We start from the raw sequence: 21,268 nt of genomic DNA, 5'->3' as shown, positions 1-21,268 counted from the left end.
ACCTCTACCCAGACCTCACAACACACCCCTCGAGACGCCCACGCGCACACCGCTACCCATGCTCATCTGTGAAGGGCCGGTTACGGCCTAGAGTTCGAGCGATCTCGCGCACGCCGCGTCCCTGAGCACGCAGGAATGCGATCTCCTCACGCTCAGCGAACGACAGGTAGCGTCCGGTTGGCGTGAACTTCAGATCGAATGGAGGCATGCCGCCAGCGTGGCGGAACCATCGCTGACCGACAGCTTGCGCCACGCCGACCACGGCAGCAGCCTCGATGGGCAATAGCCCCTTGGCGATCTCCGCCCAGAACGCCGCCTCGACATGCCGTTGGAACTTCGGATGCCCAGGGGACCGAAGCTTCGGTCGCTCCGCCCGATCTGCTGCCTGCTGACGACGAACCATCTGACACCTCCCGATCGAGGTGTTGCGACGACCAGTTGAATCCGCCTTGGCTGCCCCTGTCGCTGTGGTGGACCAGGCCCTGCCTGTCCTGGCTGGCACCTGTGTTCAGCAAAGCATGTTCCAGAGCCAGTAGCGGCAAGCCCACGGTGTGCAGCGAGGCGGAGACTGCCCAGCCCACGATTTTTCGGGTGAACACGTCGGTGACGAACGCTGTGTAGCAGAACCCGACCAGGCAAGCCGGGGCGGCGCCACTCGTGCGAAGGGTCCGCAGGTGTCGACGTCAAGTGGTCAAAATTCGCCCAGCTTCGAAGGGGTCGGCGTGGTGGCAACCTGTCGGCGTTCTTGCGAGTTCGGATTATGCGTCTTGTCTAGTTCCGCGCTTGCTCACGGCATGGTTGAACCATGATGCGCACACGTCGCATCGTGGATCTCGAACCGGATGACCTCTTTGGCGGGGTAGCAGCCCCCGCACTCGACGGACCCAAGGCCGTAGGCAAGACCACAACGGCGGCGTCGTCGGTGTGGAGGTGAAACTCGCGGCGGCTGTCAGTGACTCCGACGGCAAGCATCTGCGCTGTCTGCGAGACCAGCTGGGATCACGTTTCGTGGATGGTCTGATCATCACGACGGGTCCGATCGCCTATCGGCGGCGGGACGGTATCGCCGTGGTGCCCCTGGCCCTGTTTGGCCCCTGAGGAACGAAGCAGCCTGAGCCGAATTGTCTGAGGGCGTCGGCAACGTCCCCATTGAAGGAAGCCCATGCCTGATCGTCGTCATGCGGACCACGCCAGGAGGTTGACTGGTACCATAAACTGGTACCAGTCAACGTAGGGAAGGTACTCCATGTCCATCAGCGCAAGCGAGGCCCGCAAGACGCTCTTCCCGCTCATCGAGCGCGTGAACGAGGACCAGGAAGCCGTCGAGATCGTCTCTCGGAAGGGCAACGCGGTGCTCATGCCCGCCGACGAGTACGCGGCGTGGCAGGAGACCGCCTACCTGTTCCGGTCGCCGGCGAACGCCCGCAGGCTGCTCGACGCCTACGATCGTGCCCGTGCCGGGAAGACCCAGGTCCACGAGCTCGACTGTTCAGACGAGCCGTCCAGCCAGGCTCGGGATGTCTGAATGCGGCTGGTCTGGGACGAGGCCGCCTGGGAGGACTACACGTACTGGCAGACCGCCGACCGGAGAATTCTCAAACGGATCAACCTGCTCATCGATGCCTGCCTGCGCGAGCCGTTCGAGGGCATCGGCAAGCCGGAGCAGCTGAAATACGGGGCGCGGGGCTCGTGGTCGCGGCGCATCAACGAGGAGCACCGGCTCGTCTACCTCGTGACTGGAGAGGATCTCGTGATCTTGCAGGCTCGATACCACTACTGAGCCGGGCTGAACTGTCGTTGTTCGGATCAGCTGTGCCAGGTGACTTTGCTGCCGACGGTTATGGCGAATCTCTAGGAAGCACGCGAGGCTTGTCCGACCATTGACTGGTGAGGAATGTTGCCGTGCCCGATGAAGCCCTGTTCCTTCGCAGATTGCGACAGTCCGATGCCTCAGCCGTGTTCGAAGCCTTCGCCTCCAACCCCGACATGGCCCGTCAAGGCGTGGTCACCACGGCCGAGGATGCCTCGGCGTACGTCGCCCGCCTCGTGAGCCCGGACTCGCCCCACGAGCCCTGGGCCGTCGTCGAGTCCGACGCACTGATCGGCCTCGTCTGCGTCACGGTGGACGAGGACAACAGGAACGGCTGGTTCTGGTATTGGATGACCGACCGGGCGCGCGGCAGGGGAGTCATGAGCCGTGCCGCGGCCACGATCGCGGAGTGGGCCCTCGCGGAGCGCGGACTGGAGCGCCTCGAACTCGGCCATCGCGTCAACAACCCGGCCTCCGGCGTCGTCGCGAGAAGAGCAGGTTTCGTCAAAGAAGGAACCCAGCGCCAGAAATTTCTGGTGGACGGAGAACGTCTCGACGTCGACATCTACGGTCGGCTGACATCAGACCCGCACCCGACCTTTGACCCAGTGACCATAGTCACCCGATGAACGGTGACGGGAATCACCAGGCCGGTCGCCTCCACGTGACCAGGGAGCCGTATTTCCGCTGGCCACGGTTCTAAAATTGAGGAGAGAAGGGTCTCACACCGAAGCGACACTCGGAGGCGGAAATGTCCGGCCATCAGGTTGATTCCACCCACGAATCCAGAACCATGAGTCGGGACACCGTCTCCATGCTCTGGAAGTTCGGACTGATGGTGCTGGTGGGCGCGGTGATCTTCTCCATCCCGGCACCCGAGGGCGTGGACCCCCGCGGCATGCACATGCTCGGCATCTTCGTCGCGACCATCCTGGGGCTCATCCTGCAGCCTCTGCCCACCCCGTCGGTGGCGCTGATCGGTCTGGCCACCGCCATGATCACCGGTGCCATGGATGTCAAGAGTGGGGAGGCGCTGAGCGGATTCTCCAACTCCGCCGTGCTGCTCATCGTCGCGGCGTTCTTCATCGCGGATGGCTTCCTGCTCACCGGGCTGGGACGCCGCGTGGCCCTGATGTTCCTCAGGGTCCTCGGCAAATCGCCCCTGGGCATCGCCTACGGCATGGCGGTCACGGACCTCCTGCTCGCACCGGCCACCCCGTCCAACACGGCTCGCGCGGGCGGTGTGATCTACCCGATCGTCCGCTCCGTCGCGGAGGTACAGGGCTCCACCCCGGACACCGACGAGTCCCGCAGGAAGCTCGGTTCCTACCTCACGTTCACCGCCGCCCACGTCAACGTGATCACCAGCGCCATGTTCATCACCGCCATGGCCGGCAACCCGCTGGCCGTGGCCTCCGCCGAGAAGCTCGGCGTGCACATCTCCTGGGGACAGTGGGCCCTGGCCGCGCTGATCCCCGGCCTCGTGAGCCTGGCGGTGGTCCCGTGGCTGCTCATGAAGGTCTACCCGCCCACGCTGAAGAGCACGCCGGAAGCACCCACCATGGCGCGCAGTGAGCTGCAGAAGATGGGGTCCATGACCCGCGGCGAGATCGTCATGGCGGCCACGTTCGTGCTGCTCCTGCTGCTGTGGGTCTTCGGCACGGCCATTGGCGTCAACGCCACCACGGCGGCCTTCGTCGGCATCGCGGTGCTGCTGGTGACCAAGGTGCTCACCTGGAACGACATGGCCAAGAACGGCTCCGCCTGGAACACTCTGATCTTCTTCGCGGTCCTGGTGGGCATGGCGGAGAACCTGAACAACCTGGGCGTCATCACCTGGATCGGCTCGGTGGTCTCCGGTGCCGTCGGCGGCATGCCCTGGGCTGTTGCCTTTGCCATCCTGGCGCTCGTCTACTTCTACGCGCACTACATGTTCGCCTCGAACACCGCGCAGATCGTCGCCATGTACGGCGTGTTCCTGGGCGCGGCCATCACCGCCGGTGCCCCGCCGATGTTTGCGGCCCTCGCTCTCGGCTTCATCGGCAACCTCTTCGGCGCCATCAGCCACTACGCGTCCGGCCCGTCCGGGGTGGTCTACGGCTCCGGCTACGTCAAGGTCTCCGAGTGGTTCAAGGTCGCCTTCATCATGTCCGTCGCGATCATTGTCATCTGGACCGTCGTGGGCAGCGGCTGGATGTGGGTCCTCGGCGACCTCGCCATGTAGTCCGCCCCCGCGAACCCTCCCAGCACGACGACGCTCGGTACCCCCCAGGGGCACCGAGCGTCGTCGTCTGTTGTGGAAAGCGGCCAGGTCAGTCGTCCTTGTTGCGCAGCACCTGCCGCAGCTTCTCCTTGTTGAGCCCGGCGATCGCGGTGAGCGGGATGCCCGCGGGGCACACCTCCGCGCACTCGCCGTACACCGAGCACGGACCGAACTCCGCCTCGGCCGCGCGCGTGATGCCCTTGGCCCGGCGGCCACGCTCCTTGGAACTGGAGGGCAGCGTAGCCAGGTGCATCGTCTTGGACCCGGCGAACAGCTGGGCGGAGCCGTTGGGGCACGCCGCCACGCACGCACCGCAGCCGATGCACGCGGCCAGGTCCAGCGCCCACTCCGCGGACTCGTGGGACACCGGGATGGCGTCCGCGTCCGGGGCGGTGCCCACGGAGGTGGAGACGAAACCACCGGCTTCGATCACCCGGTCCAGCGCGCTGCGGTCCACCGCGAGGTCCTTGACCACGGGGAACGCGCCGCTGCGGAACGGTTCGAGCTGCACGGTGGCGCCGTCCTCGAAGGAGCGGAGGTGCTGCCGGCAGGACGGCGTCTTCTCCTGAGGGCCGTGGGGTCTGCCGTCCACGGTCACGCCGCACGCCCCGCAGATGCCCTCGCGGCAGTCCGAGTCGAACGCGATCGGCTCCTCGCCACGGGTAACGAGGTCGTCGTTGAGCTTGTCGAGCGCCTCCAGGAGGGAGAACTCGGGTCCGACCTCCTCCAGCAGGTACTCCTCGAAGTGCCCCTCCTCGGCGCCGGACTCCTGACGCCAGACTTTCAACGTGAGTTTCACGAGGATGTTCCTCTCATCGGTAGTCGCGGGTCTCGGGCGGGACGCTGGGGAACTCCAGGGGCTCCTGGTGCCTGATGTAGCGCGGTCCCGTTTCGCCGGTCTCGCCGGAATCAGCACGCTCCCACGCGGATGCGAACAGCCAGTGCTCGTCGTCGCGCTGGGCCTCGCCGCCCTCGGTCTGGTGCTCCTCGCGGAAGTGCGCGCCGGCGGACTCGTCCCGGTCCAGCGCGTCCAGGCACATGAGCTCGGCCATATCCAGGTAGTCGGCCACGCGGCCGGCGCGCTCGAGCTCCTGGTTGAAGCCGTCCGGGCGGCCCTGCACACGCAGGTCGCTCCAGAACTCCCTGCGCAGCTCCTGGATGCCTCGCAGACCCTCGGCCAGCCCCTCGGCGGTGCGCGTCACCCCGCACTTCTCGTACAGCAGGTCGCCCAGCCGGCGGTGGAAGCGCTCCGGGCCCTGCGTGCCGCCGATGTCGACCAGCGCCTGCACCCCGGCCTCGGCCTCGGCAACCGCGGCCCGCACGACGTCGTCGTCCGGCGAGAGCTTCGGCTTGCCCAGCAGCGGTGCCAGGTAGTTGGGCACCGAGTAGGGGAGCGTGAACCACCCGTCCACGCACGCGGAGAGCAGCGAGTTGGCCCCGAGGCGGTTGGCACCGTGGTAACCCCAGCCGGCCTCGCCGCCCACGAACAGCCCGGGGATCGACGTCATCATGTCGTAGTCGCTCCACAGCCCGCCCATGGCGAAGTGCGCGCCGGGCGCAATGCGCATGGGCTCCTCGTACGGGTCCTCGCCGGTGGCGTCCGAGTACATCTCGAAAAGGTTGCCGTAGCGCTCCGCGATCACCTTGCGGCCCAGGCGCTCGATGGCGTCCCGGAAGTCGAGGTAGACGGAGTTCTTCAGCGGCCCGACGCCGCGCCCCGCGTCGATCTCGGTGCGCGCGGCCCGGCTGGCGACGTCGCGCGGTGTGAGGTTGCCGAAGGCCGGGTACCGGCGTTCGAGGTAGTAGTCGCGCTCGTCCTCGGGAATCTCGTTCGGGGGCCGGTGGTCCCCGGCCTTCACGGGAACCCAGATGCGGCCGTCGTTGCGCAGGGACTCGCTCATCAGCGTGGTCTTGGACTGCCACTCGCTGGAGACCGGCAGGGCCGTGGGGTGGAACTGGATGAAGCACGGGTTGGCGAACAGTGCGCCGCGCCGGTGGGCCCGGAATGCGGCGGTGACGTTCGAGTTCTTAGCCAGCGTGGAGCGGTAGTAGACGTTGCCGTAGCCGCCGGTGGCGAGCACCACGGCGTCCCCGGTGACCGCCGAGATCTTCCCGGTCACGAGGTCGCGCACCACGATGCCCTGGGCGCGGCCTTCCACGACGATGAGGTCCAGCATCTCCGTGCGAGTGTGCAGGTTCACCTGTCCCATGGAGACCTGCCGCAGCAGCGCCTGGGCGGCGGCAACCTGCAGCTGCTGACCGGTCTGCCCGCGCGTGTAGTAGGTCCGGGAGACCTGTACGCCGCCGAACGAGCGGGTGGCCAGCCCGCCCCCGTACTCGCGGGCGAAGGGCGCGCCGATCGCGTTCATGTGGTCGATGACCCGGATGCTCTCCTCGGCCAGCCGCCAGGCATCGGCCTCGCGGCCGCGGAAGTCGCCGCCCTTGACGGTGTCCTTCACGAACCGGGCGATCGAGTCGTTGTCCACCGTGCGGGCGCGTGCGGCATTGATGCCGCCCTGGGCGGCCACCGAGTGGGCGCGGCGCGGGGCGTCGTGGAAGGTGAACGACTCCACGTTGTAGCCGAGTTCGCCCAGGGCCGCCGCCGCACCTGCACCGGCGAGTCCGGTGCCCACGACGACCACGGTGAACTTCCGACGGTTGAGCGGGCCCACCATGCGGTAGTGCAGCCGCCGGTCCGCCCACGTCTGGGACGGGGGCACGTCCGAGCCCAGGCCAGGGAGGTCCGAACCCACGGTGCGCAGCTCGTCCAGCAGGGCGTGCGGCTGGGTGGTCGAGGATGCCGTCATCACTGAATCACTCCCAGGAGAACCAAGACGGGGATCGAGATGTTGCCCAAGCAGATGGCCATGGCGACCAGCCCCGCCACCCACGCGGCGAGCTGCCGCAGCCGCCTGCCGGTGGCGCCGAGGTCGTTGGCGGCGGTCCACGTCCCGTGGGCCACGTGCACGGTGAGCACCAGCATGGTGAGCATGTAGAAGAGGGCCACGACGGGCCGCTGGAAACTGGCGACCAGATTGGCGTACGCCGATCCGCTCTCGAACGCCCCGGATGCGGCCGGCTGGACACCCAGCGTGAGGTCCAGGATGTGGAAGATCACGAACAGCAGGATCACCAGGCCGGTCCCGAGCATCGAGCGCGCCATCAAGGCGTCGCCGCGACGCAGCCCGGTGCGTTTGAACGGCCCGCGGGCTCGACGGGCGCGCGTCCACAGCAGGAGCCCGCAGCCCACGTGCAGCACCAGGCTGATCAGCAGTACGACGCGCAGCACCCACAGGACACCCTCGTAGGGGATGAGCGGCATCAGGATCTCGCGCAGCCAGTGTGCGTAGTGGTCGAACTCCTCCTGGCCGCGGAAGATGTGCAGATTGCCGTACATGTGCACGAACACAAATCCGACGAAAATGAGACCGGTGACGGCCATGGTGGTTTTCGCGGCGAAGTTCGACACCGGCAGCCGTGTGCGCGGCGGGGCTGACGTGCGTTGTTTTCGCTGAATGGTCGCCGTCATCGTTGCCCCTCGTCAATGGGTGAACCGAGTGCTGAACTCCGGGAGTTCATCACCCTCAATTCTACGCCGGGAGGGGTATTGCGGGACGCGTTCCGAGGCGTTTCCGGTACTGCCGCCAGAAAGGGTTGTGGCGGGTGTCGAGGGCATTGAGAATAACTAAGGTTTGCCAATCGTAATTTCACAGTGTGGGTCTTTTTACGGTGTTCCGTTCCCACTCGCGGGGTTCCGGACCCCCTGGGCGGCTGTGCCGTTGCCCAGGAGTTCCGCAGCCGAGTGTCTCGCCTCGCACCTGTCACTCTCCGCGGAGGGTTCCCGCCCGAACTGCCCGGTTCAGGACTAGCGTTGACCCTGTGATCAAGGCGTCGCTGCGGCGCGTCGCAGGTGGTGGTACGAGGGTCCGCTGGCTCCCGGAACCCGCCCCGCTACGCGACCGGCGGCTGACGACGGCGCGCACCGCGGCGACGTCGCGAGCCCGCCTTGAGGACTACTCACCCGCCGGACGTCGTGGAGGCTCCAATGTGGACCCAATCTCTTGACACCCTGGGCAGCCTGCCCCTGACCGCGCTCGCGGCCGCGATCCCGATAGTCGTGTTCCTGGCCTGCATGATGCTGTTCAAGCTCACGGGGCTGACATCGGGGCTCATCGCGCTGGTGGTGCAGATCCTGGTGGCACTGCTCGTGTTCCACATGCCCGTCTCCGCCGCGGCCGGTGCAGGTCTGCTGGGGTTGCTGACCGCGCTGTGGCCCATCGCGTACATCATCGTCATGGCGGTGTGGCTGTACCGGCTGAGCGTGCGCTCGGGCCGCTTCGACGTGATCCGCTCCTCGATCGCCGCGGTCTCCTCTGACCAGCGCGTGCAGGTGCTGCTCATCGCGTTCGCATTCGGCGCGTTCCTGGAAGGCGTGGCCGGCTTCGGCGTGCCCATTGCGATCTGCGCGGCACTGCTCGTGCAGCTGGGGTTCCCGCCCGTGCGCGCCGCAGTGCTGTGCCTCGTGGCCAACGTGGCCGCCGGTGCCTACGGCGCCATTGGCGTGCCCGTGCTCGTGGGCGCGCAGGTCACCAGCATGGAGACGCAGGAACTCTCGCGAGCCCTCGTGCTGCTGCTCCAGCCGCTCACGTTCCTCGTTCCGTTCCTGCTCGTGTGGATGGTCGACGGGGTGCGCGGCCTGCGCGAGGCCTGGCTCCCGGCGCTCGTCTCCTCGGTGGTCTTCTGCGCGGTGCAGGGTGGCCTGCTGTGGTTCATGGGCCCCGAGCTGGCAGATCTCGCGGCCGGCCTGCTGGCCATGGTCGCCCTGTTCGCAGTGTGCCACGTGTGGTCCCCGCGCCGGATCTCGCGTGCCCCGGAGGTCCCCGAGACCGCCGAGGGGAAACACCCCCTCGGCGAGGTGGTCCGCGCCTGGAGCCCCTTCTACATCCTCACCGCCGTGATCCTGCTGTGGTCCGTGCCCGCCGTGCAGGACCTCTTCACCGAGGGGGCGCTGAGCTTCACGACCTTCAAGGTGCCCATGCCCGGGCTCACCGGTCACGTGACCACCGCCGCCGGAACGGTCGTCAATGCCACCTGGACCTTCTCGATCCTTGGTGCCACCGGAACGGCCATCCTGATCGCGGTGCTCATCACGTTCTTCACCACCCCGCAGCTGCACACCAAAGAACTGGGGGAGGAGCTGGCGGGCGCACTCAAGGCACTGGGCCCGGCCATCCTGCTCATCGCCGTGATCCTGGTGCTCGCGAACATTGCCAACTACTCCGGCGGCTCCACCGCCATGGGCACCGCGCTCGCCGCGGTCGGTCCCATCTTCCCGCTCATCGCCCCGGTCATCGGCTGGATCGGGGTGTTCCTCACGGGCTCGGTGGTCAACAACAACACCCTCTTCGCGCCGCTGCAGGTGGCGACGGCGCAGGGCATCGGCGCCGCCCCGTCCCTCCTCGTGGGGACCAACACGACAGGCGGTACCACCGCAAAGGTCATCTCCCCGCAGTCCATCGCGATCGCCGCCGGCGCGGTGGGTCTCAACGGGCGGGAGAGTGAGATCATGCGCGGCTCCATCGCCTACAGCCTGGGCATGCTCGCGGTGGTGTGCGTGTGGACGTTCGTGCTGGCTCTCGTGTAAGCAACCCTCGGGTGAGTGTCTGAGGGAGGCGCGTCCTCAGGCGGGCCACGACCTCCTCGTGGGTGGGCCGTTCGGTGCATCGGGTCAGCTGGGAGGTGCCGCAGGAGGAGAGCGACTGCTTTTCGGCGGTTCCGGCCGAGTGAACCCTCATTGATCCAATATCTTGCGCATAATATGCTGATTATATTTCGAACAATTCACGGAGGGGACCTGAGAAGCGATGGCGCACCACTCGTTCGAGCACACCACCCACCACGGCTCCGGGAGCGGAGTCGCCACCCTTTCAGAGCTGGTCGGCCGCAGCGAACCCCGTCCGGGCCGCCCCAGTGCTGCCACGGTGGTGGAGGAGGATGGCGTCAAGGTGGTCGCCTTCGAGTTCCACGAGGGCGACGAGCTCCACGAGCACGCCGCACCGCACCCGGCGCTGATCCAGGTGGTCCGGGGGAGCGTGGATTTCCAGCTCCCGGAGGGTCCCGTGCAGCTGCGGCCGGGCCAGGTGCTGCACCTCACGGAGGGGCTGCTGCACGCCGTGAGGGCCCTCGAGCCCACGACGCTGTCCGTCACACTGCTGCTGCACTGATCGTGCTGCTGCGCTGAGCCCGGGCGGGCGGGGCCCTGCCCGGAGCGGTCCGTGAGCTACGCAGTGGGTGGGAAGTTGTCGGGGTGACACTGTCCACGTGACCGACGGACCCCGGCGGGAACGGGCGCCGCCGTCCTCGCCCCGGGGAGTGGGTGAGCGGCAGTATGCTCCCGCTGTGACCCCAACCTCCCGTTTCCGACGCGTTCCCATGCGCCCACGGGACTCGGCCGAGCCTGCGCGCACCGCCTCCACTCTCGAACTGTTCTTCGACCTCGTCTTCGCCGCGGCAGGCGCCTTCTCCGCCGGCATCGAGGTGGAGACCGACGTTCTCACGGGCGGCAGCGAGCTGCATGCCCCGTGGTCCTCCTTCGCGTTCACCATTCCCCTCGCCGTCTCCCTGCTCGGCGTGTGGGCGGTGGCCATCAGGTGCAACGCGGACAGGGTCGTCAAGACGGTCTTTCCCCTGGCGAGCGTGCTGGTGCTCATCGACCCGCTGCTGCCCTTCTCCACCCGGCGCGTGCAGTCCCGGAAAGCCGGGGCCGTTCAGCCCTGGGGTGACGGCGCGGTGAGCCAGTCCACGAGGCCCGGCCACACGGCGTCGGCGGCGGAGCGGCGGAACAGGCCGTGGTGGCCGATGCGCGGAACGCCCAGCTGCTCCGGAGTGAACGTGCGGTGCTCCACCGCGGCGGAGGTGAGCCGCCCGGTCAGGGCCCTCATCTGCGCGGGGCTGGCCCAGGGATCGTCGGAGGCGCCGAGCGCGAGCACATCCTGGGTGACCGCGGCCGCGCGGGCCGTCGCGTCCATGGACGGGTCGTCGAAGAAGTAGCCGGGACGCCGTGCCCACGACCCCCACTCGACCATCGCGGCTGTGGGCATGTTTTCTCCGATGCCGAGCCGCTTGCCGGGCATGTACCCCAGGGTCCGGCTCAGCGCCGGGCCCACGACATGCAGCATGGCGGCCACGCGCAGCTGCTCCTTCCGCGGGGCGATCGTGCGGGTGTGCGCCAGGTGGGAGGAGACCACCGCGAACCGGTCGAGGCCCTCGAGCCCGTGGCCGAGGACCATGGCGTGCCCGCCGATGCTGTGACCCACGGCGTGCAGTGGAAGCCCAGGGAACCGTGCGCGGGTCGAGGCGGCCACGGCGGGGACGTCCCCGCCCATCCAGTCGCGCATGCGCAGGTGCGGGTTCTTCCGGGGCTCGCCGGAGCGGCCCGTGCCGCGGTAGTCGTAGGTCACCGCCGCGAGACCGCGGCCCGTCACGTACTCGGCGAACCCGGCGTAGAACCGTTCGGGCGTTGCAGTGGCGGGGTGGATGACGACGACGCCGCGCGGCTCGCCCTCGGGCAGCCACAGCGTGCCCGCCACGGCGTCCGAGGCGACGGGAATGCTCAAGTTCTCGCGGCGGATGCCGGCTACAGAGGAGTTCCGGTGGTCAGACATAGAAGTTACTCTAGGGTATTTCCAGCGGCTCAGCCCTGGGCCGTCACGGTGACGGTGACTCCTGTCGCACGCAGGGACGCCACGTCCATCTCGGGGGCGGGAGAGTCAGTGACAATCGGGTGGAGCTCCGCGCGAGCGCGGCCTGAAGGACGCGCTCGGCACCTCCGTGGGCACTGCGGCCGTCGTCTGCGGTGCCTTCTCCGCAACCATGATGATCGACTGTCTGCTGGCAGACCGGGTCGTGGAGTGGCTCGGCTCCGAGACGGTCCTGCGCTACGGGGCGTCCCGCCCCCGCACCCGGTGAGCAGCGTCACGGCCAGTACGGCCAGGGTCGCTCCTCGGCCCGCAGTCGTGGTGCGTGGCTCAGCGGATTCCTCCCTGAGCTACCGTGGACCGGGTAGGACCTACAAGACCCCCGGCAACTGAAAAGGTGCATATCCCCGTGCGACTCATCCTGGTGCGTCATGGCCAGACCTCCTCCAACGTGGGCCATCACTTGGACACCGCCGCACCCGGCGCGGACCTCACCGACCTGGGGCGTGAGCAGGCGCGGGCCCTCGTGCAGGCGCTGGCGGGTGAGCCCATCAGTGCGATTTACGCCTCCAACCTCGTGCGCACCCAGCAGACGGCCACCCCGCTCGCGGATGCGCGAGGGGTGTCGATCGAGATCCGGGAGGGGCTGCGCGAGATCGGTGCCGGGGATCTGGAAATGGCCAACGACCACGATTCGATCGAGACCTATCTGGAGTCGGCGTTGAGCTGGGCGGATGGCGGCCTCGATTCGAGGATCCCCGGGTCGGACGAGAACGGGCACGACATCATGGCGCGCTTCGATGCCGTCGTCGAGGAAGCTGCCACTGCTCTGGCACCAGACCGCGTGGCTGTTCTCGTGTCGCACGGCGCCGTCATTCGTGCGTGGTGTGCGCTGCGGTGCGCCAACTTGGACCGCAAGTTCACGGCGACCAACGGATTGTCGAACACGGGCGTCGTCGTGCTCGACGGCGAGCCCGGTGCATGGCGCGTGCTCACCTGGCAGGACCAGGCCGTGGGCGGGCCCGCGCTGCAGGATCCGACGTCCGACGGCGCGGCGGCCGAAGAGCTAGACGAGGTGGACGGCCCCGCCCGGTAGTTGGCCCGTACCGCGGGGGCCCCAGAATCCTTCTCCAGCGCGAGAGCGTGACGCAGCGCCGCTTCCGCCTCTATGCCACGAAAGCATGAGCCGGGCGCCGCGCCATGGCGGGCCCGGCTCGGCCCGCGTCGGGAACGACGACGCCGCGGGTCACTTGCGTAGCGACGTCTCCAGCGGGATGCTGCCGTCCTGCCACGGGGTGATGATCCAGACCACCAGGTACAGGGCGAGCCCCACCACGGGGAGCAGGAATGACAACAGGACCACCAGGCGGACGAGCCACACATTGATGCCGAACTGATGGGACAGGCCACCGCAGATGCCGGCGACCACTCGTTGCGGTCCGCGTCGGAAGCCGAGATTGCGCATGGAGTTGAAGAAAGTGTTCATGGCCCGATGATAGGCAGCCCGGCTGAATGCGCCGTGCGTGCATTCATTTGGGACCGGGTAGGCGCCGCACCGCAGGCGGGCCGTGCCATTGCCCGACCGCGTCCCACCTGACGCTTCCCGCGGATGATGCCCATATGGTGACGTACGGCGCGCAACCCGCACTACCGTCATGGGCATGACCTACATCGGGATCGACCTGGCCGCGAGCGAGCAACGCACTGGCCTGGCGGAGTTGACCGAGGACGCGGGTTCCGTCGTGGTGCGACACGTGACGGTCGGTGCCACCGACCACGATCTCGTGAAGGCGATCCGAACGGCCCAGCGGGTCGGGGTGGACATCCCTTTCGGGTGGCCCGACGCTTTCGTGGACGTGCTGACCGCCCACAGCCGGGGGACCCTCGTTCCTCCCGCAGACACCGGTCCGTCCTGGCGGCGGCCCCTCGCGATGCGTGCCACGGACAGGTGGATCCAGGAACGGACCGGTCTCACGCCGTTGAGCGTGTCCACGGACCGCATCGCCCACCCGGCTCTGCGGTGGGCCGGTATCGAGGCGGAGTTGCGGGCATCGGGGGTCCCGGTGCCGCGCGATGGCTCGGGCGTGGTGTGCGAGGTGTATCCCGCGGCAGCCTTGAAGTGCTGGTCACTTCCGCACCGGGGATACAAGGGGAAGACGAACGTTGCGCAGCGTTCCCGCCTGATGAGCGAGTTGTCCGATCGAGTGCCCTGGTTGGACTGGGGCGGCTTTCACGACGTGTGCGCGGCGGATGACAACGCACTGGATGCGGTCCTCGCGGCTCTGGTCGCCCGTGAGGTGGACCTCGAGCGTTGCGAGCCCATCCCCGGGGAACTGCGGTCGGTGTCACTGCGCGAAGGGTGGATCCGGCTACCGAGCGGCGCGCCCGCGCCTCCGCGTCGGGCGCCGGCAACCCCGCGCCGCGCACCCTCGGCCGGGTGATCTCCGCGCCGCTCGCGTGGTTGCTCCTCCGGCCGCGCGAATATCTCGCTCCGCCCGCACGCTGAGCCCGCTCCGGCGCCACGATCGGCGCGCCCCGCCCCATGTCACTTTCCCCCGAACTCTCCGCGACCTGCCAGACTTGAACTCCGACCACACGAAGGGAAGATCATGGAAGACACGCCCAAAACTCAGCCCAGCAACCCGCAGAAGGGCACCCCGTGGGGGCTCATTCTGATCGTGCTCGCGTTCCTGCTGGCCACCGCCATGGTGATCGGCGTGGGCGTCGTGTCCCTGGACATCGGCTTCGGAGGCTGACGACCTCGTACCCGGGCTCCCTTCCCAAGGGGCCTGGACAGTGAAGAAAACGACGGCGGACGGTCACCTTGAGCGCGAAGGTGACCGTCCGCCGTCGTCGTACTGCCGTTACCGCCCCGGGGACGCCGTCAACGGCGCGGGGGCTTCGGAGCGTGCTGGGTACGGCGGGACCTCTGCAACCGCCACAGCTTCTCGCCGAGCTGTTCCTGCTCCTCGGGCGGGACGCTGATCCCACTGGTCCGCTCGGCCTCCTGGTAGAGGTCACTGCTCATCACGTCGCCCAGTTGCCTGGCGCGAAGATTGGACTCGTCCACCGCCTGGATGAGGGCGTTCGCGTGCCGGGGCGTCCAGCGACGTTTCGGGTCCAGGCGGTAGAGCAGCAGCGCGCGGATCCGGTCCCGCCGCAACCCTTCCTCGGCGATGTCGGTGCGCGCGCTGACCAGCCACGTGACCAGCAGGACCGCTACGAAGAGGACGCCCAGCCAGCCGATCACGGGGAACACCTTGTTCACCAGCTCGGTGAACGGCAGGAAGCTCAGCCCGAACCCGACCAGCGTGACCGCGATGAACACCAGCCTGCCCCAGGACGGCCGGGGCGCCGCGAGGCGCTTGCCCAGGGAGAAGAACACACCCAGGGACGTACTGAAGATCATGAGGTACGTCCCCACGGAGGCGATGACCCCGAGCACGGGATTGATCTTGTCGATGAGCGCGAGGGTGGGCAGATCGGCGTCGTACACGTCCTGGATGCTGAGCAGCAGTGCGCCGGTCATGAGCAGGAGCAGGAAGCTGAAGATGAAGCCGCCGATGAACCCGCCCCAGCCGGCGGCCTGCGGGCTCCAGTTCTGCCCGCCGATGATGATCGCCATGGCGATGCCGCTGAACATGGCCAGACCGGTGTAGTTCACGGTGGCCAGGAACCAGTTGGACAGCGCCGGGGTGCCGTGCTGCAGCGCGAACTCGTGGACGCCCTGGAAGGAACCGTCGAAGGTCACGACCGCGTAGACCACCGCGCACACCAGGAGCACGATCATCACCGGGGTGATCCCGCCGATCACGTTGCTCACCCGATCCGTATTGAGCATCCCGGCGAGCAGCACCAGGACCACCATGATCGCCGACCCGGTCCACAGGGGCAGTCCGAACTGCTGGTGGAGGTTGGAACCGGCGCCGGCGAGCATCACGAAGCCCACGCAGAACTGCGCGATGGACAGCCCGTAGTCCATGAACTTGGCCAGGAACAGGGACGTGATGGAGTGGAACACCTTGCCGTGGGACTGCGCCCGGAAGTAGCTGCCGTACTGCAGGATCGTCATGGCGGTCAGTGGCATCACGAGCAGGTTCACGGCGGCCCCGGCAATGCCCCACCACCCGTAGGAGACGTAGTACTGCAGCATCTCCTGACCGGAGGCGAAACCCGCCCTCACCGGCCACGCCAATGTAGTACACCGAAGTACTGCACCGAACGGTGTTCGATCGCTTCCGGGGGTCCTCCGCGGACAAGAGGGGGTGTCAGTTCATCACGGCGGACAATCCGCTCCCGGCCATCCACACCCCCACGATCGCCGCGATCCACAGAAGCGTGACCTTCGCTTCCCGCTCGAGCGTGGGGACGATCCTCTCGAGGCGCGGCCAGATCCGCTGGCCGGCCAATGCTGCAGCCACGATGAGCACGAGCGCGGGCAGGATCATCACGACGCAGTAGGCAGCGAGCAGGGCCAGTCGCAGCGACCAGCCGATGTCCATACTCGTGATGATCCCGTTGGCCGCGAGATAGGGGACCATCGTGGCGGCTTCCGTGAGAGCAGCGCCGGCACCGAGGGCGACCATGGCACCGGGATGCAGGGACCTGGGCGGTGCGCGGTGCCCCTCGCGCTTCACGGGGTCCGGTGCGAAGATCCCGTACGCGAGCAGACCCAGCCCGGCGACCACCTTGAACCACTGGGCGGGCTCGCTGTCCCAGATCCCCCCGGCCACGTCGGAGAGGAGGTCGAACCCCAGGGCGATCGCGATCCCCAGGAAGAAGTAGAGGAGCACCGCGGCCGCGAAGTAGAAGAACAGCGGGACCGCGTCCACGCGCCGCCGGGAGATCACGAGGACCAGGGGGATCACCAGGGTCCCGAGGCTCATGCTGTCGAGAAGAGCTAGTCCGAGCAGTGCGAGAAGGTCACCCATGTGTGCCGCCTTGTCTCGTACGAACGTATGTCATACCGCAACCATACACTTGTATGAGAGGGGGTGGTCAGATGCCACAGGAGAACGAGAGTCGCGGGATGATCCCCGCCCGGGTCATGATCGCGGAAGCGGCGATCCGCGTGATCGCCCAGCAAGGTTTCGACGTGGTGAGCGTGCGCACCGTGGCCCAGGAGTCCGGGATCTCCCCCGGGACCGTTCAATACCACTACAAGACGCGGCGGGATCTGCTGCTCGCCGCCCTCGAGAGGTCCGTGGAGCGACAAACCCAGCGGGTCATGGCTGCGCGCGGTCAGAACGGCTATCGGGCATCCCTCGCTCGCACCCTGCGTGAACTCCTGCCGTTGGAGGGCGTGCGGAGGGAGGACGCTGCCGTGTGGGTCAGCTTCGGGGCGGCCGCCTCCACCCGGGACTGGCTCGCGAGCGTGTACTGGCAGAACCTGCAGATCTTCCACGAGGGTGTCCTGAACTTCCTGCGGCGGGCCCAGGAGGACGGGAAGCTACATGAGGGGCTGACCCCGGACACCGCCGCGCCCCTGGTCACGGCACTCGTGAACGGGCTGGCCCTGGATCACCTCAACGCACCCGAATCCGTTCGGGAGGGCACCGAACAGGCCCTCGATCGGGGGCTGTCGTTGATCCTCACGGACTGAGCCTCCTCAACGCCGTCGCGTCCCAACCCACTGTGTCAGGGCCCGTGCGTAGGGTCGGAGGCATGATCCCCCACGACACGAGACTGCGCCGCCATGCCCCCTTGATCGTGCTGGAGATGCTCCTCGTGGGGACGCTGATCTTCGAGATCGCCCGGGAGAACGGCCCGGCCGTGTTCTTGCTGTCCGCACTCGTCCTCGCGGCGCTCGTCCCGCTCGCCCTGGAGCCGATCGCGCGCGCCACCATCCCCGTGACCCTGCAACTGCTGTACGCGGTGCTGTTGTTCGGCGGGGCGTTCCTGGGAACGTACTTGCACGTCTACGGTGTGTGGACGCCGTGGGACACCGTGGTCCACTTCTTCTCGGGAATCCTGATCGCGCTGGGCGCCGATCACGCATGGCGCATCCTGTCCCGGCGGCATGGTTTCGCCCTGCCCACGTGGCTGTGGGGGCTCGCGATCGTGTCGTTCAGCGCCTTCATTGCGTTCCTGTGGGAGGTCGCCGAGTTCGTCACGGATCTGGTCTCGGACAGCAACGCCCAGGTGAACAACCTGGACACCATGACCGACATGATCGCGGGCACAACGTCCGCGCTGATCGTCGTGGTCGTCCTGGCGCTCACCCGGGCGGGGCGTCGAACGCCCGTGTGACGAGGACGGGTTACTCGATCACACCGCACGCCAGGCGGCTGCCGGCGTCACCCGTGGAGCGGGTGTCCTCGTCCGGTCCCTCCGGGGCGTAGCGCTCGGGGATGTTCGCGTAGTTGTCCGGGCCGGAGTGGATCATCAGTGCGGAGCCGTTGTCGTCCCGCAGGTTCTCAGCCGTGAGCCGGTCCGTCTCGAACGTCATGGCCGCCCGTCCGGATTCCGTCACGAGCAGCGCGGGAAGGTCACCCGCATGATCTGGGTGGCGAGCGTCGTCGCCACCCAGGTGCCCGCCGGCGGACAGGAACGCGCCCGTTTCGGAGGGATCGTCCGGCGCGGAACTCTCCGCCTCGCACACGCCGTTGCCGTGCACGTGCAGGCCGTAGTACCCCGGTTCCAGACCGGAGAACTCGACCGAAACCCGCATCGCATCCTGATCGGCCTCGGTGAACTGCGCGGTGCCGACCTCCGTTCCCTCGGCATTACGCACCGTGGCGGAGGCCAGGGGATCCGGGCTCGACGCCGCCGTGGCGGCCCCCTGCCCACCCGTCGGGTCGGCGGTGGTGGCGTCATTGCCCTCGCCGCACGCGGCCAGTGTCAGCATGCCCGCGAGCCCCAGGAAGGCCAGTCCGCTGCGGGCTCGGAAGGGGCGATGGGTGGTGGCGGGCTCGTCGGTGGTCGGGGGTGTCACTGCGCTCGCGTTCATGGCATCTCCTCATCGTCGGTCCGCTGGGCCGGCGAGGGTCGTGATGCCGACCGTGCAACGGAGGTGGCCCTTCCACGGTACACATGGCGCGGGTCACAATCGGGAGTATGACCAAGTGGGAGGCCGGTTCCGCACCGAGCGCGGGGTGCCCCCGGGCCGACAGTCCGTACGCCAACCGCTACTGTGAGGACATGACGGAGTCAGAAGCGCAGGAGTCGGTGGACGTGATCGTGATCGGTGGCGGCGCGGTGGGAGAGAACGCCGCGCAGTACGCGATCGAGGGCACGGACCTCACGGCGGTCATCGTGGAGGGTCACCTGCTGGGCGGGGAGTGCTCGTACTACGCGTGCATGCCCAGCAAGGCGTTGTTGCGTCCGGTGGACGTAGCGGGCCTGACCGAGGACCTCGGCGGCATCGTCCCCACGCGGCTCGACCGGGACGGGATGCTCTCGCGGCGCGACTCGTTCGTCTCCGACTACGACGACTCGTCCCAGGTCGAGTGGGCCGAGTCCGCGGGCATCCGCGTGGTGCGCGGCCACGCCCGCCTCGTGGGCGAACGCTCCGTGCGCATCGAATCCGATGACGACGCCGCGCGCACCCTCACCGCGCGGCACGCCGTGCTCCTCGCGACCGGCAGCGAGCCGAGCATCCCCTCCGAGTTCGACGGGGCGCACCCGTGGACGTCCGCGGACGCGACCGGCGTGGTCGAGACGCCGGAGAGCATCGCGATCGTGGGCGGGGGAGTCGTGGCATGTGAGGCCGCGGTGTGGTTCAACGCCCTGGGATCCCGAGTGACTCTGCTCGTGCGGGGCTCGGGCTTACTGTCCGGCAACGAACCGTTCGCGGGGGACACCGTCCTGGACGGGTTGCGCGCCAGCGGCGTGGAAGTGGTGCTCGACGCATCCGTCACCAAGTGCACCCGCAGCGATGCCGTGGACACGGGGCTGGGCCGGGTCCACGGCGGGCCGGTCCACCTGGAGACCTCCGCCGGGACCGTCGACGTGGCCGAGGTGCTCGTGGCCACGGGCCGTACCCCGCGGTTGCGGGACGTGGGACTCGACGCGGTCGGGCTGAGCGCGGACGACGTCCTGCATGAGAAGCTCCCCGCATGGCTGCACGCCGTGGGCGATGCCAGCGGCGATGTGCCCCTGACCCACTGGGGCAAGTACCGCGCCCGGGTCATCGGGGCCCGGATCAAGGCGGCGGCCACGGGGGCGCCCGCGCCGTACGAGGTGGAGAATCCGCCCGTGCCCCAGGTCGTGTTCACGCAACCGCAGGTCGCGCAGACGGGACTGACGGAAGACTCCGCGCGGGACCGGGGGATCGACGTCGTCACCGCGGAGGTGCCCTACAACGGTGCGGCCGGCGCGGCGCTGCTGCGTGACACCGTCCCCGGAAAGGCCAAGATCGTCGTGGACCGGGAGACCCGGTGCCTCGTGGGCGCCACGTTCGCGGGCCCGGATGCCGGCGAGCAACTGCACGCGGCCACGACCGCGATCACGGGGAAGGTACCGGTGCACGTGCTGCGCCACGCGGTGCCCAGCTATCCCACGGTCTCGGAACTGTGGTTGCGGCTGCTCGAGGAACTTCCCGAAGACATGCGCCGCCCCGCCGCGGGCTGAAACCGGAGCCGCCTCGGTGGGCGTCGGCCCCGCCCCACCACTCCGCGCGATGCCTGACGGTGCGCCGACCTCCGTGCTTCACCTGAGTAAATGTCGTTTCAGGGTGGGTCGGGCTGCTTTTGCTCCACTGAGAATTGCCACGGCCGAGGCGCGGACAGTCGCCCATCACGGCCGAGGCGCTGGGCATGCCGAAGGCACGCATCCGAGCGCCCAAGTACTCCGATCCTCATCGCCCGCCGCACCGGAAGGACTCGACATGACTCACGTGCCGGGCGGGCCACCGTCCCCCGACGACGTCGCACCGCCCGTGCTGCGGCCACTACGAGCCGACGACGCCGCGGCCGTCCTCTCCGCGTTCCGCTCCGACCCTGCCATGTCCCGGCAGGGCACGGTGAGGACGATGGAGGAGGCGGAGGAATACGTCCGTCGGCTCACCAACCCGGACGGCACCGTGATCGCGTGGGCCGTGTGCCACGAGGACGGGCTCGTGGGCCTCGTGTGCATTGCCGTGGATGAGCAGAACGGCAACGGGTGGTTCTCGTACTGGATGACGAAGGCGGCCCGCGGCCGCGGGTGGACCACCCGAGCTGCCGTCACGGTGGCGGATTGGGCCTTGGACCACGCCGGACTGGAACGCCTCGAGCTGGGTCATCGGGTCAACAACCCCGCGTCGGGGGCGGTGGCCCGGGCAGCCGGTTTCGTCCGGGAGGGGACCGAGCGGGGCAAGTTCCTGGTCGCGGGCGAGCGGGTGGACGTGAACACCTATGGTCGGCTCCGAACGGATCCGCGCCCCGACGGTCCCCGCCTGACCATGAGCCCCGACGGTCCCCGCCTCACCATGAGCCCGGTGGCGAACCATGCGAAGGAACCCACCCGTACCTGAGCACGTGCTGCCTTAACTCAGCAAAAGCAGGTTCTGCCCGGCCC

21 protein-coding genes and 3 pseudogenes are annotated in these 21,268 nt (G+C 68.2%); 14 read left to right on the top strand and 10 right to left on the bottom strand.

The genetic code is table 11. The features are described from left to right. Positions 1-79: 79 nt before the first annotated feature. Positions 80-403, bottom strand: a pseudogene (locus AS25_RS15100) (helix-turn-helix domain-containing protein); the annotation flags it as partial. 46 nt (positions 404-449) lie between these two features. Further along, positions 450-629: pseudogene (locus AS25_RS15355) on the bottom strand (IS3-like element IS3501 family transposase); the annotation flags it as partial. Positions 630-915: 286 nt separating this feature from the next. On the opposite strand from AS25_RS15355, the pseudogene AS25_RS14795 reads away from it, so the two are divergent. From AS25_RS14795 to AS25_RS12315, 5 genes and pseudogenes are all read left to right on the top strand, one after another. After that, positions 916-1,098, top strand: a pseudogene (locus AS25_RS14795) (DUF4143 domain-containing protein); the annotation flags it as partial. 148 nt (positions 1,099-1,246) lie between these two features. Next, positions 1,247-1,525, top strand: coding sequence for a type II toxin-antitoxin system Phd/YefM family antitoxin (locus AS25_RS12330; protein ID WP_035965440.1), 279 nt, complete (start codon positions 1,247-1,249; stop codon positions 1,523-1,525). Continuing rightward, positions 1,526-1,780: a Txe/YoeB family addiction module toxin gene (locus AS25_RS12325; protein ID WP_035965439.1), complete on the top strand. Its 255-nt coding sequence runs from the start codon at positions 1,526-1,528 to the stop codon at positions 1,778-1,780. A 122-nt stretch (positions 1,781-1,902) separates the two neighbouring features. Further along, on the top strand, positions 1,903-2,439 hold the full coding sequence (locus tag AS25_RS12320) for a GNAT family N-acetyltransferase (RefSeq protein WP_035965438.1): 537 nt from the start codon (positions 1,903-1,905) through the stop codon (positions 2,437-2,439). Positions 2,440-2,603: 164 nt separating this feature from the next. Then, positions 2,604-4,034: an anion permease gene (locus AS25_RS12315; protein WP_035965437.1), complete on the top strand. Its 1,431-nt coding sequence runs from the start codon at positions 2,604-2,606 to the stop codon at positions 4,032-4,034. An 88-nt stretch (positions 4,035-4,122) separates the two neighbouring features. Here AS25_RS12315 and AS25_RS12310 read toward each other — a convergent pair whose 3' ends face one another. The 3 genes from AS25_RS12310 to AS25_RS12300 are packed head-to-tail and all read right to left on the bottom strand — an operon-like array spanning position 4,123 to position 7,602. Beyond that, positions 4,123-4,872, bottom strand: coding sequence for a succinate dehydrogenase/fumarate reductase iron-sulfur subunit (locus AS25_RS12310; RefSeq protein WP_035965435.1), 750 nt, complete (start codon positions 4,870-4,872; stop codon positions 4,123-4,125). Positions 4,873-4,885: 13 nt separating this feature from the next. Beyond that, positions 4,886-6,880, bottom strand: a complete 1,995-nt coding sequence (locus tag AS25_RS12305) for a fumarate reductase/succinate dehydrogenase flavoprotein subunit (RefSeq protein ID WP_052160973.1) — start codon at positions 6,878-6,880, stop codon at positions 4,886-4,888. Then, on the bottom strand, positions 6,880-7,602 hold the full coding sequence (locus AS25_RS12300) for a succinate dehydrogenase cytochrome b subunit (RefSeq protein ID WP_035965433.1): 723 nt from the start codon (positions 7,600-7,602) through the stop codon (positions 6,880-6,882). Before AS25_RS12300 ends, AS25_RS12305 begins: the two co-directional genes overlap by 1 nt. A 516-nt stretch (positions 7,603-8,118) precedes the next feature. Here AS25_RS12300 and AS25_RS12295 point away from each other — a divergent pair. Both AS25_RS12295 and AS25_RS12290 read left to right on the top strand, forming a co-directional pair. Beyond that, positions 8,119-9,717, top strand: a complete 1,599-nt coding sequence (locus AS25_RS12295) for an L-lactate permease (RefSeq protein ID WP_035965431.1) — start codon at positions 8,119-8,121, stop codon at positions 9,715-9,717. 220 nt (positions 9,718-9,937) lie between these two features. Beyond that, positions 9,938-10,297, top strand: a complete 360-nt coding sequence (locus AS25_RS12290; RefSeq protein ID WP_052160972.1) for a cupin domain-containing protein — start codon at positions 9,938-9,940, stop codon at positions 10,295-10,297. 543 nt (positions 10,298-10,840) lie between these two features. On the opposite strand, the gene AS25_RS12285 is transcribed toward AS25_RS12290, so the two are convergent. After that, positions 10,841-11,737 (bottom strand): alpha/beta hydrolase family protein, encoded by an 897-nt coding sequence (locus AS25_RS12285; RefSeq protein ID WP_035965430.1) that lies wholly within the window; start codon positions 11,735-11,737, stop codon positions 10,841-10,843. Positions 11,738-12,179: 442 nt separating this feature from the next. Between AS25_RS12285 and AS25_RS12280 the strand changes: the two genes are divergently transcribed. Beyond that, entirely contained in the window at positions 12,180-12,866 is a 687-nt protein-coding gene (locus AS25_RS12280; protein WP_035965429.1) for a histidine phosphatase family protein, read from the top strand. A gap of 150 nt (positions 12,867-13,016) precedes the next feature. Here the strand turns inward: AS25_RS12280 and AS25_RS12275 are convergent, their stop codons facing one another. Next, positions 13,017-13,256 (bottom strand): PspC domain-containing protein, encoded by a 240-nt coding sequence (locus AS25_RS12275; RefSeq protein ID WP_035965427.1) that lies wholly within the window; start codon positions 13,254-13,256, stop codon positions 13,017-13,019. A 169-nt stretch (positions 13,257-13,425) separates the two neighbouring features. Between AS25_RS12275 and AS25_RS12270 the strand changes: the two genes are divergently transcribed. Both AS25_RS12270 and AS25_RS14790 read left to right on the top strand, forming a co-directional pair. Beyond that, positions 13,426-14,211, top strand: coding sequence for a DUF429 domain-containing protein (locus AS25_RS12270; RefSeq protein WP_156960989.1), 786 nt, complete (start codon positions 13,426-13,428; stop codon positions 14,209-14,211). A gap of 168 nt (positions 14,212-14,379) precedes the next feature. Beyond that, positions 14,380-14,526: a hypothetical protein gene (locus AS25_RS14790; RefSeq protein ID WP_156523461.1), complete on the top strand. Its 147-nt coding sequence runs from the start codon at positions 14,380-14,382 to the stop codon at positions 14,524-14,526. A gap of 128 nt (positions 14,527-14,654) precedes the next feature. On the opposite strand, the gene AS25_RS12265 is transcribed toward AS25_RS14790, so the two are convergent. Together AS25_RS12265 and AS25_RS12260 are read right to left on the bottom strand one after the other, a co-directional pair. Beyond that, the gene (locus AS25_RS12265; protein ID WP_156960988.1) at positions 14,655-15,953 is read right to left on the bottom strand and encodes a hypothetical protein; all 1,299 of its coding nucleotides are present in this window, start codon (positions 15,951-15,953) and stop codon (positions 14,655-14,657) included. 85 nt (positions 15,954-16,038) lie between these two features. Further along, positions 16,039-16,701 carry a GAP family protein gene (locus tag AS25_RS12260; protein WP_035965426.1) on the bottom strand — a complete coding sequence of 221 codons (663 nt, stop codon included), beginning with the start codon at positions 16,699-16,701 and terminating at the stop codon, positions 16,039-16,041. Between the two features lie 71 nt (positions 16,702-16,772). Between AS25_RS12260 and AS25_RS12255 the strand changes: the two genes are divergently transcribed. Continuing rightward, on the top strand, positions 16,773-17,372 hold the full coding sequence (locus AS25_RS12255) for a TetR/AcrR family transcriptional regulator (RefSeq protein WP_035965425.1): 600 nt from the start codon (positions 16,773-16,775) through the stop codon (positions 17,370-17,372). A gap of 62 nt (positions 17,373-17,434) precedes the next feature. Further along, positions 17,435-18,019: a DUF2238 domain-containing protein gene (locus AS25_RS12250; RefSeq protein WP_156960987.1), complete on the top strand. Its 585-nt coding sequence runs from the start codon at positions 17,435-17,437 to the stop codon at positions 18,017-18,019. Positions 18,020-18,029: 10 nt separating this feature from the next. On the opposite strand, the gene AS25_RS12245 is transcribed toward AS25_RS12250, so the two are convergent. Then, on the bottom strand, positions 18,030-18,719 hold the full coding sequence (locus tag AS25_RS12245) for a superoxide dismutase family protein (protein ID WP_035965423.1): 690 nt from the start codon (positions 18,717-18,719) through the stop codon (positions 18,030-18,032). A 191-nt stretch (positions 18,720-18,910) separates the two neighbouring features. On the opposite strand from AS25_RS12245, the gene AS25_RS12240 reads away from it, so the two are divergent. Continuing rightward, positions 18,911-20,341, top strand: coding sequence for a dihydrolipoyl dehydrogenase family protein (locus AS25_RS12240; RefSeq protein ID WP_035965492.1), 1,431 nt, complete (start codon positions 18,911-18,913; stop codon positions 20,339-20,341). A gap of 256 nt (positions 20,342-20,597) precedes the next feature. Continuing rightward, complete coding sequence (locus AS25_RS12235; RefSeq protein WP_052160970.1) at positions 20,598-21,224, top strand: GNAT family N-acetyltransferase; 627 nt, start codon at positions 20,598-20,600, stop codon at positions 21,222-21,224. The last annotated feature ends 44 nt before the right edge of the window (positions 21,225-21,268 follow it).

This window comes from Kocuria marina (genome assembly GCF_000786655.1).
Classification (GTDB): Bacteria; Actinomycetota; Actinomycetes; order Actinomycetales; family Micrococcaceae; genus Kocuria; species Kocuria marina_A.
The sequence above is the reverse complement of the archived record's forward strand: the minus strand, read 5'-3'. Positions and strand labels throughout refer to the sequence as shown.